Source organism: Pseudocolwellia sp. AS88 (assembly GCF_030551755.1).
Lineage (GTDB): Bacteria > Pseudomonadota > Gammaproteobacteria > Enterobacterales > Alteromonadaceae > Pseudocolwellia.
In genome coordinates this window covers 11895-27677 of sequence record NZ_JAUPEC010000002.1, presented here as the reverse complement: position 1 = coordinate 27677, position 15783 = coordinate 11895, and the positions used below count along the sequence as shown (strand labels likewise).

14 protein-coding genes are annotated in these 15783 nt (G+C 36.2%); 10 read left to right on the top strand and 4 right to left on the bottom strand.

Translation table 11 applies throughout. The features are described from left to right. Positions 1 to 42 precede the first annotated feature (42 nt). From Q5N69_RS01665 to Q5N69_RS01650, 4 genes are all read left to right on the top strand, one after another. On the top strand, positions 43 to 2406 hold the full coding sequence (locus Q5N69_RS01665; protein ID WP_304367025.1) for a M1 family metallopeptidase: 2364 nt from the start codon (positions 43 to 45) through the stop codon (positions 2404 to 2406). Beyond that, a complete protein-coding gene (locus Q5N69_RS01660; protein ID WP_304367023.1) occupies positions 2406 to 2897 on the top strand; it encodes a DUF6702 family protein in 492 nt (163 codons plus the stop codon). Before Q5N69_RS01665 ends, Q5N69_RS01660 begins: the two co-directional genes overlap by 1 nt. A gap of 84 nt (positions 2898 to 2981) precedes the next feature. Continuing rightward, the gene (locus Q5N69_RS01655) at positions 2982 to 3446 is read left to right on the top strand and encodes a chemotaxis protein CheX (protein WP_304367021.1); all 465 of its coding nucleotides are present in this window, start codon (positions 2982 to 2984) and stop codon (positions 3444 to 3446) included. Between the two features lie 136 nt (positions 3447 to 3582). Beyond that, entirely contained in the window at positions 3583 to 4002 is a 420-nt protein-coding gene (locus Q5N69_RS01650; protein ID WP_304367019.1) for a secondary thiamine-phosphate synthase enzyme YjbQ, read from the top strand. A gap of 244 nt (positions 4003 to 4246) precedes the next feature. On the opposite strand, the gene alr is transcribed toward Q5N69_RS01650, so the two are convergent. The 3 genes from alr to rpmE all read right to left on the bottom strand — a co-directional run bounded on the left by alr (position 4247) and on the right by rpmE (position 7210). Continuing rightward, positions 4247 to 5332 carry an alanine racemase gene (gene alr / locus Q5N69_RS01645; protein WP_304367329.1) on the bottom strand — a complete coding sequence of 362 codons (1086 nt, stop codon included), beginning with the start codon at positions 5330 to 5332 and terminating at the stop codon, positions 4247 to 4249. Between the two features lie 30 nt (positions 5333 to 5362). Continuing rightward, positions 5363 to 6781 (bottom strand): replicative DNA helicase, encoded by a 1419-nt coding sequence (gene dnaB, locus Q5N69_RS01640; RefSeq protein ID WP_304367017.1) that lies wholly within the window; start codon positions 6779 to 6781, stop codon positions 5363 to 5365. A 216-nt stretch (positions 6782 to 6997) separates the two neighbouring features. Further along, the gene (gene rpmE, locus Q5N69_RS01635) at positions 6998 to 7210 is read right to left on the bottom strand and encodes a 50S ribosomal protein L31 (RefSeq protein ID WP_304367015.1); all 213 of its coding nucleotides are present in this window, start codon (positions 7208 to 7210) and stop codon (positions 6998 to 7000) included. A gap of 347 nt (positions 7211 to 7557) precedes the next feature. Between rpmE and priA the strand changes: the two genes are divergently transcribed. The 6 genes from priA to rraA all read left to right on the top strand — a co-directional run bounded on the left by priA (position 7558) and on the right by rraA (position 13543). Continuing rightward, entirely contained in the window at positions 7558 to 9774 is a 2217-nt protein-coding gene (gene priA, locus Q5N69_RS01630) for a primosomal protein N' (protein WP_304367013.1), read from the top strand. 127 nt (positions 9775 to 9901) lie between these two features. Then, complete coding sequence (locus Q5N69_RS01625) at positions 9902 to 10480, top strand: SPOR domain-containing protein (protein ID WP_304367011.1); 579 nt, start codon at positions 9902 to 9904, stop codon at positions 10478 to 10480. A gap of 115 nt (positions 10481 to 10595) precedes the next feature. Further along, on the top strand, positions 10596 to 11114 hold the full coding sequence (hslV, locus tag Q5N69_RS01620) for an ATP-dependent protease subunit HslV (RefSeq protein ID WP_304367009.1): 519 nt from the start codon (positions 10596 to 10598) through the stop codon (positions 11112 to 11114). Positions 11115 to 11136: 22 nt separating this feature from the next. After that, positions 11137 to 12465: an ATP-dependent protease ATPase subunit HslU gene (hslU, locus tag Q5N69_RS01615; RefSeq protein ID WP_304367007.1), complete on the top strand. Its 1329-nt coding sequence runs from the start codon at positions 11137 to 11139 to the stop codon at positions 12463 to 12465. An 87-nt stretch (positions 12466 to 12552) separates the two neighbouring features. After that, positions 12553 to 12954, top strand: coding sequence for a gamma-butyrobetaine hydroxylase-like domain-containing protein (locus Q5N69_RS01610; RefSeq protein WP_304367005.1), 402 nt, complete (start codon positions 12553 to 12555; stop codon positions 12952 to 12954). 97 nt (positions 12955 to 13051) lie between these two features. Then, a complete protein-coding gene (gene rraA / locus Q5N69_RS01605) occupies positions 13052 to 13543 on the top strand; it encodes a ribonuclease E activity regulator RraA (protein ID WP_304367003.1) in 492 nt (163 codons plus the stop codon). Positions 13544 to 13603: 60 nt separating this feature from the next. Here rraA and Q5N69_RS01600 read toward each other — a convergent pair whose 3' ends face one another. Further along, a complete protein-coding gene (locus Q5N69_RS01600; RefSeq protein WP_304367001.1) occupies positions 13604 to 15733 on the bottom strand; it encodes an EAL domain-containing protein in 2130 nt (709 codons plus the stop codon). Between the last annotated feature and the right edge of the window lie 50 nt (positions 15734 to 15783).

Here is a 15783-nt window from a genome sequence, read left to right as displayed (position 1 = left end):
AAAATATTGCGTTTAAACTTGTAAACACTTCATAGGAATAATATGAAACTCACACCCTATTTATCACTCCGATCTATCTTATTGTGTTTGACTGTTGCGACTTCACACAACGTTATCGCTAAAAGCACTATAGATGATCAAAAATTCCGTCAATTAGAAGAAATTCTCCCAACAGCAAATACTTATAGAACGGCTTCTGGTGCACCGGGTCATGAATATTGGCAACAAGAAGTCGATTATGAAATTAAAATTAAATTAAACGATAAAACTCAAAAATTAACAGGTAGTGAGACGTTAAATTATAAAAACAATTCGCCTGATACTCTTCGCTATCTTTGGATACAGCTTGATCAGAATAGAATGGGTAAAGCTTCAGATTATAAACTAACCAGTACAGCTCCAGCTAAAAAAGTTACTTATAATGGTTTAAGAAACGCTATTGAAACAGAAAAGTTCGATGGTGGTAATCGCATATTAAAGGTTACAGACAAAAGCAATAAAGCATTACCGTACACCATTAACGGTACTATGATGCGTATCGACTTACCTAAGCCATTAAAATCAGGTGCGGAAGTAGAGTTTAATATTGATTGGACTTACGCTTTACAAGAACAAAAAGTATTAGGCGGCCGTTCAGGTTATGAATACTTTAAAGAAGACGACAACTACTTATACGAAGTAGCAAGTTGGTTTCCAAGAGCTGTAGCGTATTACGATGCTGTAGGTTGGCAAAATAAACAATTCTTAGGTAATGGTGAATTCGCCTTAGAATTTGGTGATTACGATGTAAAAATTACTGTTCCTGCAGATCATGTTGTTGCGTCTACAGGTGTATTACAAAATCCTAAAAAAGTATTAACGAGTACACAAAGAAGTCGTTTAGATAAAGCAAAAACAGCTAAGAAACCTGTTTTAATTATCACGCCTGATGAAGCTTTAGAAAACGAAAAATCTCGTTCTAGCAAAGAAAAAACATGGCACTTCAAAGCAGAAAACGTAAGAGATTTTGCTTTTGCTTCAAGCCGTAAATTTATCTGGGATGCTCAAGGCTATAAAGCTGGTGGTACAGATACTATGGCAATGTCTTACTATCCAAATGAAGGTAATCCTTTATGGGAGAAATATTCAACTGAAGCCATTATTCACACTATGGAACAGTACAATAAATACACTTTTGCTTATCCATATCCTGTATCTATTTCTGTAAATGGCCCTGTTGGCGGAATGGAATACCCGATGATCACCTTTAATGGTCCTCGCCCAACACTTAATAAAGAAACAGGTGAGAAAACCTATTCTCGTGCAACCAAATACGGATTAATTGGCGTTATCATTCATGAAGTAGGACATAACTACTTCCCTATGATTGTTAACTCAGACGAACGTCAATGGACTTGGATGGATGAAGGTTTAAATACATTTCTACAATTCTTAGCAGAGCAATCGTGGGAAGAAAACTATCCTTCTCGTCGTGGCCATGCTGCGAATATGACGTCTTACATGAAAAGCAGCAACCAAGTGCCAATCATGACAAACTCAGAATCTATTTTACAGTTTGGTAACAATGCTTACGGTAAGCCTGCAGTTGCACTAAACATATTACGTGAAACGATTATGGGTCGTGAGTTATTCGATTTCGCTTTTAAAGAATACGCACAACGTTGGAAGTTCAAACGCCCTATGCCTGCAGATTTCTTCAGAACTATGGAAGATGCATCAGCAGTAGATCTTGATTGGTTCTGGCGTGGTTGGTTTTACACAACAGATCATGTTGATATTGCTTTAGGCGACATTCATTTATACCGTCCAAATAGCCAAAACCCTGATACTGAAGAAGCATGGGAACGTGCTTTAGAAAACGAAAAGCCAACGTTTATCTCAGATCTTCGCAATAAAGGCCAATGGTTACGCACTGACGATAAACCTGAACTACTAGATTTTTATAACGAGCACGATAAATTTACTGCTACAAATGCAGCTCGCAATAAATACAATGCTATGCATAATAAACTAGAAGATTGGGAAAAAGAGCTACTGACTAATGAAAGTAACTTCTATATCTTTGACTTTGAAAATATTGGTGGCTTAGTAATGCCAATATTACTTGAAATAACTTATGCAGATAATACGAAAGAAAACATCAGAATTCCTGCTGAAATTTGGCGTAAAAATAATAACAAAGTATCTAAGCTAATTATTACTGAGAAAGAAGTCACTGGTATAGCAATAGATCCTAATTGGGAAACGGCAGATGTAAATGTAAATAACAATTACTGGCCTGCTCGCCCAATTAAATCTCGTTTTGATTTATACAAGCGTAAGAAAACTGACATGATGCGCGACTATAATAAAGAATTAAAGTCGAGTGATGACATAACCAAAGCAGAAAAAGAATCTAGCAAGTAATGATAAAACACTTACTGAAATTAGTATCAGTAGCTATATTATGGGCAGCAGCATCAATCGCTTCTGCTCATACATATTTTTTTGGAATGACTGATCTAACCTTAAACGGTTCTGCTAAAACAATTGAAATTATTCATCAATTTACTACTCATGATGTGGAAAATGCAATTGCCGAGCAACAACAGATTAATTTTTCTCCTGAACACAAAGATTATGAAGCTTTAATTCAGTCTTATGTTGAAGAACATTTTTTATTACACTATTTAGACAAACAAATAGTAATAAATTGGGTCGGGTTAGAAGTTAAAAGTGGTAATATTTATATCTATCAAGAAGCACCTTTTGAAAGTTTTTTAACAGGTTTATTGGTAAAAAATGATTTACTCGTCAATACTTACCCTAAACAAGTTAATATATTGAATTTTCAAGGTATAAAAATTAAAGGAAGTATCACCTTTAATGCCACAGAAACAACCGCTGTTGTCGAATAAATAAAATAGTAAGTACTGATTTACATTTACAAAATTTGCGTGCAAAATCAGTACTAAAAATTAATAAAGGTCGTGGAAACATTAATGAATGTAGAGTTTATCAACCCATTTCTATCGTCAATGCTTAACGTTATGTCAACGATGGCACAAATGGAATTAACCCCAGAAAAACCGAGACTTAAAAAAAGCGAAGTAGCTATGGGTGATGTTTCGGGACTAATAGGCATGGTAAGTGAACAAACTAAAGGCTCTCTTTCTATTACTTTTGAAGGACGTTTAGCTATTGCCACCATGAAAAAAATGGTAGGTGAAGGTCCTGATGTAGTTAATGAAGAAATTACTGATTTAGTTGGTGAAATCACTAACATGGTAACCGGTGGCGCTAAACGTATGTTAAGTGAAAAAGGTTTCGAATTTGATATGGCAACTCCAGTTGTAGTGTCAGGTAAAGACCATACAATCAGCCATAAAGCTGATGGACCTATCGTTATTATTCCATTGTCATGTGATCTTGGTAAAGCTTATATTGAGTTTAGCTTTAACAAATAACTTCTTAGCATCTTTATTAAAAACCAAAAAACCTCATTGATTTCTCTGGGGTTTTTTAATATCTGCTTTTTAAATAAAAAGCTAAATATTGGCTAAGCTATTCATACAGTACATTAACAAAATAAGAAGATCTTTTATGTGGCAACAAATAGAGTTTTCATTACGCGCTAAAAAACGAGGCTTCCATTTAATCACCCATGACATTATTGGGCAATTGCCTGAAATAGCTCAGGTAAAGACTGGCATACTGCATTTGTTTATTAAACATTCTTCTGCGTCATTAACGATTAATGAAAATGCTGACCCAACCGTACGTACCGATATGGAAAAACACTTTAATGTAATGGTGCCCGAAAATGCTCCATATTATGATCACACATATGAAGGTAGTGATGATATGCCTGCACATATAAAAACAAGCCTACTTGGAAACAACATTACTGTTCCAATTACCGACGGTGAATTAAATTTAGGAATCTGGCAGGGAATATACTTAGGTGAACATAGGGATCACGCCAGTTCGAGAACACTCGTTGCGACAATCAATGGTGAATAGCTAAGCTGAGATATTTGGCAAAGAATATATTTGGGTGAACATAGGGAAAACGCCAGCTCGAGAACACTCGTTGCGATAATCAATGGTGAATAGCTAAACTGAGATATTTGGCAAAGAATATATTTGGGTAAACATAAGGACCACACCAGTTCGAGAACACTTGTTGCGACAATCAATCGCGAATAGCTAAGCTGGGTAATATCCGAATGCAATAGAGCCAGTATCAGTATTAACGATAATCACGCTATTTTTTAATGGTAATGTGGACTCTTCGGCTAATATTACATAAAAGCTCATAGGGAATAGTCGTTGCGCATTTAGCAATTTGTTCAATCGGTAGTTCAGCACCCCATAAGGTTGCTTCATCTCCAACGTTATCTTTAATTTTTCCAGCTGTGCCCTCACCTAAATCGACCGTAATCATATCCATCGATACTCGGCCAATTAAAGGCACTATCCTGCCATTAATATAGATAGGTGTACCATTTTCAGCATGACGAGGGTAGCCATCACCATAACCTATAGCAATCACGCCAATGTAGGTATCTTTAGCGCTAGTCCAAGAGCTACCATAGCCAACTGAATCCCCTTTGCTGATTCGTCTAATTGAGATAAGGCTCGATTTCAGGGTCATTACAGGTTGTAGCGCTTTTTGTTGAGCACTTTGCACCAACATAGGTGAAACACCATATAGCATCAAACCTGGCCTTACCCAATCAAAGTGAGCTTCAGGCCAAGCACAAATGCCGGCTGAATTAGCTAAAGAACATTCATATGTTGAACTAGCTAGTTGTTTAAATATACTAAGTTGAACTGATGTTGTTTTATCATTTAAATCATCCGCACAACCAAGGTGGCTTATTAAAGTAATATATTTTTGAACATTTTTACTTTGTTCCAAAGCCTGAAGGAAAGTACTAAAGTCTTTAGGTGAAATACCTAAACGATGCATTCCTGTATCAATTTTTAACCATACTTTAATAGCTGAATCTAAATGGGCATTATTAATTGCTTCAAGCTGTTCTTTGCTATGAATAATGGTTTCTAAATTATATTCTGATAATAAGGTGAGTTCATCAGGCGAGAAAAAACCTTCTAACAAAATAATAGGCTGAATAATGCCAGCCTTACGTAAGGCAATAGCTTCATCTAAACGAGCAACACCAAAGCCATCAGCTTGCGGTAAAGCTTTAGCAATACGCTCTAAACCATGACCATAAGCGTTCGCTTTGAGTACAGCTAATACTTTACTGTTAGGAGCATAAGATTTAATGACTTTATAATTATGAGCTAACGCTTGAAAATCAATAATTGCGGTGGCTGTTCGGATACTCATTGTTTAACATTCAACATGTAAAAATTAATCTTCGTCAAGCACATGAGAACCCGCATAGTTATCGAAGCGAGAAAACTGACCTTGGAAAGTTAATGGAACACGTCCAATTGGACCGTTACGTTGTTTACCAATAATAATTTCCGCCATACCTTTAAATTCAGAGTCATCGTGATAAACCTCATCACGATAAATAAACATGATTAAATCGGCATCCTGCTCTATCGAACCTGATTCACGTAAATCTGAGTTAATTGGACGTTTATCTGAACGCTGCTCCAAACTACGGTTTAGTTGAGATAGTGCAATAACGGGTACTTCTAATTCTTTAGCTAAAGCTTTAAGGGAGCGTGATATCTCGGCAATCTCTAATGTACGGTTATCTGAGAATTGAGGAGCACGCATCAACTGAAGGTAATCAATCATGATCATACTAATACCGCCATGATCACGATGAATACGTCTCGCCCTTGAGCGAACTTCCGTTGGTGTTAAACCTGCGGCATCATCAATATACATTTTACCTTTTTCCATGAGCAGTCCCATGGTTGAAGAAAGTCTTGCCCAATCTTCATCTTGTAATTGTCCCGTACGAATTTTAGTTTGATCAATACGACCTAACGAGGCTAGCATTCTCATCATGATTTGATCTGAAGGCATCTCTAAGCTGAAGATTAAAGCTGGCTTATCTGATGTCATCGCCGCTGTTTCTGCCAAGTTCATCGCGAAGGTAGTTTTACCCATAGATGGACGTGCAGCAATAATGATCAAATCGGATTTTTGTAAACCTGCAGTCATTTTATCTAAATCAGCAAAGCCTGTTGAAACACCTGTTACACCATTGGTTGGAGATGAACATAGCTTTTCAATACGATCGACTGTTTTCTCTAATACTGAATTAAGCGAAGCCGGACCTTCAGATTTATTTGTTCTTTTTTCTGCTATTGCGAAAACTTTAGTTTCAGCAAAATCAAGTAAATCGGCACTTGAGCGACCTTGAGTATCGTAACCTGCTTCAGCGATTTCATTTGCAACACTGATCATTTCACGGGTAACGGCTCTTTCTCTTACAATTTCAGCATAAGCTACAATATTGGCTGCACTTGGCGTATTTTTCATCATCTCAGCGAGATAAACAAAACCACCAGCAGAGTCTAGCTTTTGATCATTTTCTAAACTCTCAGAAAGCGTGATCAAATCTACCGGTTCACCTAATTCAATTAAGGCGCCAATACATTCAAAAACAATGCGATGTGATCGACTGTAAAAATCTTCAGCAACAACTTTTTCACTCACACGATCCCATGTTTCATTGTCTAGTAACAAGCCACCTAAAACAGATTGTTCAGCTTCTAATGAATGCGGTGGAACTTTAAGTTCATCCATTTGGCTGTCTGTTTTAAATTTTCTATCTTTAAAAGATTTATCGGGCTTACGGTCTGCCATTTACTTACCTTGATGAATGAGGGAACGGGGAAAATTGAATGGTGACTAATGTATCAGAAATACATAAAAAGAAGAATATAAGTTATAAGAAATTAGGCGATATTTCAGAGCTAAATTAAATGGATGTTAGTCTAAATAAATGAATTTCATAAACAACAGACATAAAAAAAGCGCCTAGGGCGCTTTTTTCGAATAATGTTACCTTTATAAGAAAGCTTACTTCTTAGAAAGAGCACCAAAACGTTTGTTGAATTTATCAACACGACCACCAGTCTCAGCAGCTTTTTGCTTACCAGTGTAGAATGGGTGACACTCTGAACATACGTCTAAGTAAAGATCTTTACCTATAGTAGAACGAGTTGTTATAACATTACCACAAGAACAAGTTGCCTTGAACTCTGCATAATTTGGATGAATACCGTCTTTCATGGGAGTTACCTCTGTTAAGGCCGTATCGCCACTTGATCAGTCAAATTGCTGCCAAGCACCATACGAGTTAAATAATTTGGACGCGCATAGTAATTTAATTATTACCATTAAGCAAATATATATTGCCGTAAAAACAAACAAAAGTAACGAGTTTTTGCTTATCTGTCTGAACTTAGGATAATCTCTTATGTTATATATTAAATTAAAGGGATTTAAAGCCAAAAATTAATAATTACCCTCTGCAAAATACCTAATTCATTTTTATTAAAGTTTTTATGCATTTCAAACTTGGCAATAGTGATTTTAAAGGTCAAAATAAACCATCATTCAATTATAAGTAGTAAACCGTGACACAATCAGGAACACCATGTTTTGTACAAATTGCTATACCCGTTCCGTTGCGACAGCTATTTACTTATATTGTACCGCCTAGTTTAATAGAAAAACCTATCAATATTGGCGAGCGAGTTGCTGTTCCTTTTGGCCCAAGGCAAGTTATAGGTGTGGTTTTATCGGTAAGCGAACACACTGAACAACCCATCGAGAAACTTAAAAACATTACAAGTCGTGTTGTTGATAATTTTCATTTTGATGCTCCATTATTACAGTTTTTACAACGTTGCTCTGATTATTACCATCATCCTATTGGTGATGTATTACAACAAGCGCTACCTGTACTATTAAGACAGATAAAACAACCTGATGTATCGCTTCCTTTAGTTTGGGCTGCTTCTGAACAAGCTGACAAAGAAGTTCTAGAAAAACTCAAAACTAAAGCGGCTAAACAATATGCTTTGTTTCAATTGATCGATAAACATCTTTCTATTACATGGGCTGAATTACGTACTTTAGGTTATATAAAATCACAATTAACCTCTCTTGAAAAAAAAGGATTGATCGAGCAGCACGAACGCCAGCCGACTATTTTTGAATGGTCGGAATCAGCATTAAATACTGAGAACAAACTTACCTTATCGACAGAGCAAGCAATTGTTTTATCCGCAATTGAACAAACCAATACGCAATTTTCTTGTCATCTTATTGATGGTATTACAGGTAGTGGTAAAACAGAAGTTTACCTACAAGCAATGGAAAAAGTGCTAGCAACTAATAAACAGGTGCTAGTACTGGTACCAGAAATAGGCTTAACACCGCAAACTCTTAACCGATTTGAACAGCGCTTTAATGTACCTATTTATTTGCATCATTCAGGATTAAATAATAACGAAAGACTACAAACTTGGCTTGAAGCACAGCGCGGTAGTGCTGCAATTATTATAGGTACACGTTCCGCTATTTTTACGCCTTTACATCAATTAGGTATGATTATTATTGATGAAGAGCACGACGGTTCTTTTAAACAGCAAGACAGCTTTAGATATAACGCTCGCGACATGGCAATTCTAAGAGCCCGTCAGTTAGACATTCCTATAATTTTAGGCAGTGCTACACCAAGTTTAGAGTCGTTACATAATGCCCTTTCAGGTAAATACCATTATCACCAATTACTTAACCGTGCAGGTAATAGTAGTACCTCTCAAATTCAGTTGATTAATATTGCTCAGCACCAAATGGAGCATGGCTTATCAGATACATTAAAAAGCGAAATTAAAAAAACGATCGCAAGAGGCGAGCAAGTCCTTATATTTTTAAATAGACGAGGCTTCGCGCCAGCCATTAACTGCCAAGAGTGTCATTGGATTGCCGACTGTAAACGTTGTAATAAACCTTATACCTTGCATCAAAGTAAACAGTTATTAATGTGTCACCATTGTGGCAGTCAACGACGTGTACCTGCTCAATGTGATAGTTGCGGTAGTATACGTATAAAACCACTAGGCCAAGGAACAGAGCAGCTAGAGCAGCGTATTGGAGAACTATTCCCCGATGCTAGCAGTGTAAGAATAGATAGAGACAGCACACGTAAGAAAGGCGAATTAGCTAAACTTTTACAAGAAGTCACTGAAAAGAAACATCAAATATTATTAGGCACTCAAATGTTGGCTAAAGGTCATCATTTTCCTGATGTAACACTCGTCGCCATGTTAGATATTGATGGCGCATTATTTAGTTTTGATTTCAGAGCAGCTGAGCACATGGCACAATTGCTTGTTCAAGTTGCAGGTCGAGCAGGACGAGAAAGTAAACCTGGTAAGGTACTTGTACAAACAGGTTACCCTGAACATCCCCTTTTACAAGACTTAGTGAATAACGGCTACAAACACTTTGCAGAATATGCACTTACTGAGCGTAAACAAGCTTACTTACCACCTTTTGGTTTTCAAGCCTTATTTAGAGCAGAAGCTAATTACCCTTCATATCCAGACAAATTCCTTCGTGAAATATGTGCAGTTCGTTATGAAGGATGTGAACTTGCAGGCCCTTTACCGGCAGCAATGGAGAAACGTGGTGGTAAATATCGCTTCCATCTTATTGTGCAATCAAAAAACCGTAAGCACTTACATATAGCTATTCACCAAATGTTACAATTAATACCCCACAATGAATGGCAATCAAAAGTTCGTTGGTCAGTTGATATAGATCCTATTGATTTAAGTTGGTAGTAAGAACTATTTGCTTTAAAAATCGTCGTATAGGCGGTTGTTACAATTCATATCGATAAAAGTAGTATCATTTATTAATAAGTTGGTTAAAATTACCTATTATTTTTTCCTGTAAAATTATTCTTTCATGGCGCACCAAGATTACGTTTCTCGTCCTAGAAACCCTAAAAAAAGTCCTTACAAAAAGCCTGCGGCTAAACAACAACCGCAAGGCGTACCACCAAAGGTTAAACTTATTGGTTTAATTACACTTATTGCTGTTTGCTTGTTTGTTTATTTCTTATGGAGTATCAAAGGTGACGAAACCACAGCCCCTGCAGTTCAACAAACTCAAACAACAGAAGCGCCAAAAGTTGCAGACACAGTAAAAGACAAAGCAACCCTACCTACTCCACCAAAAGAGAAGTGGGCATACCGTAAAGAACTTGAAGATAAAAAAATTGAAGTTGGCGAGTATGATGTCAAGCAAGGCGGACCATACAAAATGCAATGTGGTTCATTTAAAAGTCTCAAACAAGCAGAGGTATTAAAAGCAAATATTGCCTTTGCTGGGCTTTCGGCACAAATAGGTGCACCCGTCGGCCCTAACTCAACTTATTACCGAGTTTACTTAGGTCCATACGAGAAAAAGCGTGATGCAGAAAAAGACAAACACAAACTAAAAAGAAACAAAATTAATTACTGCCAAATTTGGTTATGGAATTAATTCCTCATCTATACTTGAAAACATCGCATCACACCCCTACCTCTTGAACATACATAAACATTAAATATCAGCATACTAGTTAAAACCGTATGCTGATTTATAGATTGGATTTAATATGACTACTATCGTTTCAGTACGACGCAATGGCAAAGTAGCTATTGGTGGTGACGGCCAAGTATCTCTTGGAAATACCGTTATGAAAGGCAACGCACGTAAAGTTCGTCGTTTATATAACGACAAAGTTTTAGCGGGTTTTGCTGGCGGCACAGCTGACGCATTTACCTTATTTGAACGTTTTGAAAGTAAACTAGAACAACATCAAGGTCATTTAACCAAGGCCGCCGTTGAACTTGCTAAAGATTGGCGTAGTGATCGTGCTTTAAGGAAACTTGAAGCATTATTAGTTGTAGCTGACGAAACTGCCTCATTAATCATTACAGGTAACGGCGACGTTGTTCAGCCAGAACATGATTTAATTGCGATTGGTAGTGGTGGCAACTTCGCCCAATCTGCAGCCACCGCACTATTTGAAAATACTGAACTATCAGCCAGAGAGATTGTAGAAAAATCTTTAAAAATTGCAGGCGATATTTGTGTATTTACCAATCATCAACACACCATTGATGAGCTATAAGTTTAAGCTTTAAGGAATTAACATGTCGAATATGACACCTCGTGAAATTGTTTCCGAATTAGATAGCCATATTGTTGGTCAAAGTGATGCTAAAAGAGCCGTTGCTATTGCCCTTCGTAACCGCTGGCGTCGCATGCAACTTAATGAAGAGTTGCGTAACGAAGTAACCCCAAAAAATATTTTAATGATAGGCCCTACAGGCGTAGGTAAAACCGAAATAGCACGTCGCCTGGCAAAATTAGCGAACGCCCCTTTCATTAAAGTTGAAGCAACAAAATTTACTGAAGTAGGCTATGTAGGTAAAGAAGTTGAAACCATTATTCGTGACCTTGCTGATATGGCAATTAAATTAACGAAAGAGCAAGAAATGGCTCGCGTTAAACATTTAGCTGAAGAAGCTGCGGAAGAGCGTGTATTAGATATTCTTATTCCTAACCCTCGTGATTCATTTGGAAATACTGAAGAAGCAGACAATTCAAGCACTCGTCAAGTATTCCGTAAAAAGTTACGTGAAGGTCAGTTAGACGACAAAGAAATTGAATTAGACTTAGCGGCTCCTCAAGTTGGTGTTGAAATCATGGCTCCTCCTGGCATGGAAGAAATGACTTCACAGTTACAAAACATGTTCCAAGGCATGTCTAACGACAAAACAACTAAGCGTAAGTTAACCATCAAAAAAGCGTTAAAAGCACTTCAAGAAGAAGAAGCAGCTAAAATAGTTAATCAAGATGACATCAAGCAAAAAGCGATTGAATCTGTTGAACAAAACGGTATCGTATTTATTGATGAAATAGATAAAATTTGTAAACGTGGTGACTCTTCAGGACCTGATGTTTCTCGTGAAGGTGTTCAACGTGATTTATTACCATTAGTTGAAGGTTCAACAGTAAGCACTAAACACGGTATGATCAAAACCGATCACATCTTATTTATTGCATCTGGTGCTTTCCAAATGGCTAAACCTTCAGATTTGATCCCTGAGTTACAAGGTCGCCTTCCTATTCGTGTTGAGCTACAACCTCTAACAACTGAAGACTTTGTTCGTATATTAACAGAGCCAAATGCTTCTCTTACCGAACAATATATTGCCTTAATGAACACTGAAGGTTTAACTATTGAGTTTACTGAAGATGGTATTAAGGCGTTAGCTAATGCAGCTTGGCAAGTAAATGAAAGCACAGAAAATATTGGTGCACGTCGTTTACATACAATGATGGAACGCTTAGTTGAAGAAGTATCTTTTAACGCCGATGAACGTTCTGGCGAAGTTATTAAAATTGATAGTGCTTACGTAGACAAGACATTAACTGAGTTAGTTAAAAATGAAGACTTAAGTCGCTTTATTTTGTAATCAGTTTACTTCTAAATGATGTATAAACGAGGGAAGCTGAATATAGTTTCTCTCGTTTTTCTCCTAGAAAATTCATGAGGCGCTCAAATGACAAATATCTCAAAGTTTACCCTTAACGCTAATCACGATTTTTTAGAAATAAACCTTAAAAATCCCTCATCAGAGCAAAATAAACCTCTTTCATTTAGTTGTGAGTACTTACGAATTTTCGCGCCCAGCGAATGCCAAAAAGCTCATTCAGGTAAACAAGCAACACCGAACAAGATCCCTCAAGTATTTCATAAGAAAAATGTTCAACTTTCTCAAATTGAACCTTTAGGCAAACATGGTCACAGATTTATTTTCAATGATGGCTTTAATGACATTTATTCAACAGATCATCTGATCACATTGTCAGAAACATTTGATGCTAATTGGTCGTTATATATTAATGGTTTATCAAGCACTAACAGTAGAGAAGAGTCTATTAATTTCAAAGCAGTAACTTAGTAGATCTTCATAACTAAAAATAGACAGTTGAACCAAATCTCAAGCCAGTTATACTAAAACCTCTTAGGAACAGCCACAACCAAGCTAGGAAACACCCATGGAATACAATACTACCGAGTTATGCTCTATTTATACTGATTTAGTTGATGTAGTAGAACCCATCTTTAGTAATTATGGCGGACGACACTCTTTTGGCGGAAAAGTAGTAACAATCAAGTGTTTCGAGAATAATGGATTAATACTTCAACTTGCCTCAACTGATGGTATTGGTAAAGTAATGGTAATTGATGGCGGTGGCTCAACCCGCAGAGCTTTACTTAATAGTGATATTGTTGAAACAGCAGCGGAAAATGGCTGGGAAGGCATAGTCTGCTATGGCAGCGTATGTAATGTTGATGCGTTAGAAGAGATTGATATTGGTATTCAAAGTTTAGTCTCTATACCTGTGGGGGCATCACCAAGCGAAGCAGGTGAAAGCGATTTAGCCATAAACTTTGGTGGTGTTACTTTCTTACCTGATGATTATTTATATGCTGATAATACCGGCATTATATTATCGCCCGACCCATTAGATGTGAGTGAAATCTAAAGTAATAAAGTTTTGGCCCTATTATTTGTGTAATAGGGCAATAATGCTTTAAATTTATGGTTAAACTGGGTTATATAAATTATTCCACGTGGTTACCCAAGAGCCTATATTATCGCTAGTCACCCCTCTATCTACCACTTCTCCTTGTGCTAACTCACCGCCCATTTGAGTAAAAGCTTTCTCTGTTGATTTATTATTGATTGAAGTACCTATTAATGGCAAATTCATTTTCTTTGTGAGATCAATTAAAGAAGTTATAATTGCATTTTCTGGATCATCTACAGCTTCACTAATACGTTCACAATCAATTTTAACCTGATGAACAGCCATTTTTCTTATATAGCGTAATGATTCATAACTGCCAGAAAAATCTGAAATAGCGATATTCACATTTAATGATTTAAGTTCATCAATAATATTTTTTGCTCTTTCACTTGCCGAGAGAACAACTTTTTCTGGCAACTCTATAATTAAGTATTTAGCAGGTACATTATAGGTAGCAATTTGTTTTTCAATAAAGCTGACTAAGTCAGGTTCAAGTAGATATTGACTCAATAATTTAATTGAAACTCTTTCATAATTTGATACGCGTTGTAACCTTAAAATCAATTTAAAAGCACGAGTGATCATTTGTTTAGTGAGTAAATATATTTCACCACTATGCTCTGCTGTATCTATAAAACCTTGAAATTCAATAGGGATATTGTTCTCATTATGCCATTGCACTAATAATTCAAATCCAACTAACTTTCTGTCTTCAACGCGAGTTTGTGGTTGTACATACCAATACAAATTGTCCTGAGTAATATCTTGCTTCAAACGCTCCATTTGCAACAAATGTGATTCTGTATAAATAATTTCATCTTTATTAAAGTAACTCATTAGTACTTGGTTACTTTCTGCTTTCAATAAAGCATCTTCGGCATGGGCTACTGTTTGAGATAAACTATTAACGTATTCATTAATAAAAGAAACACCAAAAGTTAGTTCAAAATTTAATGAAAAGCTTTTAAAACTCATGGCGTCAGGTACTGCTAAAGTCAGTTCCTGACAAAGCTTTTCAACAAGTATATCTCTATTTTTTTCCTTTTCTTCTAACTGTAAAACAACCAAAAAGTGTAAACCACGCAATCTAGCGATTCGAATTGGCACTTGGCTATTATTAAAGTTAACAAGATTAGGGTTATTCTCTACACTTTTTTGTAAACAGTATGCGAGCTGTAATAACAAAATATCAGAATTTTTATAACCTAATATTTTATTCACTTGCTGAAAGTTAATCGGCTTAAAAACAATAATAGTGAACTTATCTTTTGAATGACTTTTTAAAGCTTTATTAATATGTCGGAAAGCTTGCTTTTGAGAAGGTAAATTCGTAGCAGAATCACTTGAACTTCTTGCTAATTCAATTTGCTCTGGGAAAAAAATTTCTGTTTGATCTGAACTTCTTGCATTACGAGCGAGAGCAATTTTCCAACAACTGGCGAGGAAAAAGAGAATATAACAAGCTACAGCATTAATCATAAACCACTGTTTTTCAATATCTTGATTTATCCACAAAAACACAATAAATGAGAAATACAAAACAGGTAACCAAAATAGGCTCATATGAGTAATACAGGTTAAAACATCACTGGTTGTACATTTAATCCTTACTGCAATTAAAGCGACAACAGTGCCACTACTAAATACCCACATAATATAATTATTTTCATTTGGATAGATATACAGAGCTGCAATGTATAAAGCAGAAGATACTAGTACAACACTATGACTAATTTTAGTGACTGTTGGTATAGAGTCGGTTTCATCTACAGCCCAACTGAAGTATATAAAGACGAGATAGAGTATCGAGAACATAAGGGGCAAAATGATCTGAGTTTGTTCACCAAAAGCAACAAAATATATAAGACCGATTAAGCTTAATGTCAGCAGAACAAAGTAGCGTAATTGAAATATACCTTTAAAGTTATACAACAAAGAAATAACAATAACAGGGATACTCAAGCCAAGAATAAAAGCTAAATTAATGACTCCATACGTAGAAAGAGATGTAGATGAATAAGCCGGGAATGAGAGAATACAAAACAAACTTAATAAGCTATATACAGAAGTTTTTAAGTTAGCTTTAAACCAAGAGAGAATACAAAAGTCCATATTAATACTCGAATACCAATAAAGTGCTGACAAAATAATGCTTACAACTTTACTCAGAGTAGATCTTACAAGCTCATTTGTAC

What these genes read in the sequence shown, in the direction of transcription:
- Q5N69_RS01610 (WP_304367005.1), top strand. Translation starts at nt 12,553, where the DNA reads ATGACAAATATCTCAAAGTTTACCCTTAACGCTAATCACGATTTTTTA.
- Q5N69_RS01660 (WP_304367023.1), top strand. Translation starts at nt 2,406, where the DNA reads ATGATAAAACACTTACTGAAATTAGTATCAGTAGCTATATTATGGGCA.
- Q5N69_RS01650 (WP_304367019.1), top strand. Translation starts at nt 3,583, where the DNA reads ATGTGGCAACAAATAGAGTTTTCATTACGCGCTAAAAAACGAGGCTTC.
- Q5N69_RS01655 (WP_304367021.1), top strand. Translation starts at nt 2,982, where the DNA reads ATGAATGTAGAGTTTATCAACCCATTTCTATCGTCAATGCTTAACGTT.
- hslV (WP_304367009.1), top strand. Translation starts at nt 10,596, where the DNA reads ATGACTACTATCGTTTCAGTACGACGCAATGGCAAAGTAGCTATTGGT.
- rpmE (WP_304367015.1), bottom strand. Translation starts at nt 7,210, where the DNA reads ATGAAAGACGGTATTCATCCAAATTATGCAGAGTTCAAGGCAACTTGT.
- rraA (WP_304367003.1), top strand. Translation starts at nt 13,052, where the DNA reads ATGGAATACAATACTACCGAGTTATGCTCTATTTATACTGATTTAGTT.
- Q5N69_RS01665 (WP_304367025.1), top strand. Translation starts at nt 43, where the DNA reads ATGAAACTCACACCCTATTTATCACTCCGATCTATCTTATTGTGTTTG.
- dnaB (WP_304367017.1), bottom strand. Translation starts at nt 6,781, where the DNA reads ATGGCAGACCGTAAGCCCGATAAATCTTTTAAAGATAGAAAATTTAAA.
- Q5N69_RS01625 (WP_304367011.1), top strand. Translation starts at nt 9,902, where the DNA reads ATGGCGCACCAAGATTACGTTTCTCGTCCTAGAAACCCTAAAAAAAGT.
- hslU (WP_304367007.1), top strand. Translation starts at nt 11,137, where the DNA reads ATGTCGAATATGACACCTCGTGAAATTGTTTCCGAATTAGATAGCCAT.